The 961-nt window shown below is 46.0% G+C and carries 3 protein-coding genes; all 3 read right to left on the bottom strand.

The window, feature by feature from the left end:
* A partial coding sequence (locus GMA8713_RS27590; RefSeq protein ID WP_422615215.1) for a hypothetical protein occupies positions 1-291 on the bottom strand: 291 nt, incomplete at its 3' end.
* An 89-nt stretch (positions 292-380) separates the two neighbouring features.
* Positions 381-506: a hypothetical protein gene (locus GMA8713_RS28480; protein WP_269747471.1), complete on the bottom strand. Its 126-nt coding sequence runs from the start codon at positions 504-506 to the stop codon at positions 381-383.
* Positions 503-961 (bottom strand): hypothetical protein (locus GMA8713_RS25845; RefSeq protein WP_084387849.1); only part of this gene is annotated, 459 nt, incomplete at its 5' end. The genes GMA8713_RS25845 and GMA8713_RS28480, both read right to left, overlap by 4 nt.

Here is a 961-nt window from a genome sequence, read left to right as displayed (position 1 = left end):
CAACGTGACGGCATCGCCCTGTAGGCTTGTCAACTCCTGAATACGTTCGCGAAAGTCGGATCGGAACATAGTGTCAGTTATTTTTTTTTCCTTTTTTCCTTTTTCTCCTCTTTCCCCTTCCCTTTTTTTTTTTATTTCCTTCCTTTTCCCCCTCATCTTCTCTCTTTCCTTTCCCTTTCCTTCTTTTTCTCTCGTTTTCCTTTCTTTCTCACCTCTTCTTTCTCCCCCCTCTTCTTTTCTGCTTTCCCCCTTTTCTTTCCCTTCTTTCTTTTCTTTTTTTTCTTCTTTCACCCTCTCTTTCATCTCCTTATTTCTTCTTTTCTTTTTTATTTCCTTTTTTATCCTCTTAATTCGCCCTTAACTTCTCTTTTTTCTTTTTCTCATCTATCCTCCTTCTCTTGCTTTTTTTTTTTCCCTCTTTTTCCGCCGTCTCCTTCTCCCTTTTTTCTCTTTTTTTCCCCTCTTCTTCTTCCCTTTTCCTTTGTCCCTTTCTTTCTTTTCTTCATTCTCGCTTTTTATTTACATACTTCCTTCCTGTCTCCTCCCTTTTTCTTCTCTCTTTCTTCCCCCCTCCCTTCCCTTCCTCCTCTCCCCTTCCCTTTTTCTTTCCCCCTCCTCCCTTTCTCTTTTGCTTTTTTCCTTCTTTTCCTCTCCCCTTCCTTCTTTTCTCCTCTCTTCTTTTTTCTTTTTTCTTTCCTTCTCCCTTTCTTTTTTTTTTTCTCTTCCTCCCCTCTTCCCTTCTCCCTTTTCCCTCCCCTCCCTCTTCCCCTTCTCCTTCTCCCCCTCTTCCCCCCCCCTTCTTTTCCCTCTCCTCCTCCCCCCCCGCCCGCCCTCCCCTTCTTTCTCCTCCCCCTCCCCTCTCCTCTCTCCTCCCTCTCCCTCTCCCTCCCTCCCCCCCACTTACTTCTCTGCCCCTGGCGCTTTCGTCCTCCCTTTCGCCCCGCTTGGTCCTTCCCCCTGT

It is taken from the genome of Grimontia marina (assembly GCF_900060185.1).
Taxonomy (GTDB): Bacteria; Pseudomonadota; Gammaproteobacteria; order Enterobacterales; family Vibrionaceae; genus Enterovibrio; species Enterovibrio marinus.
This window is presented reverse-complemented; position numbering and strand designations above follow the sequence as displayed.

Bases quoted from the DNA above. Each gene is read 5' to 3' on its own strand.
- GMA8713_RS28480 (WP_269747471.1), bottom strand. From the start codon at position 506: ATGAAGAAAAGAAAGAAAGGGACAAAGGAAAAGGGAAGAAGAAGAGGG.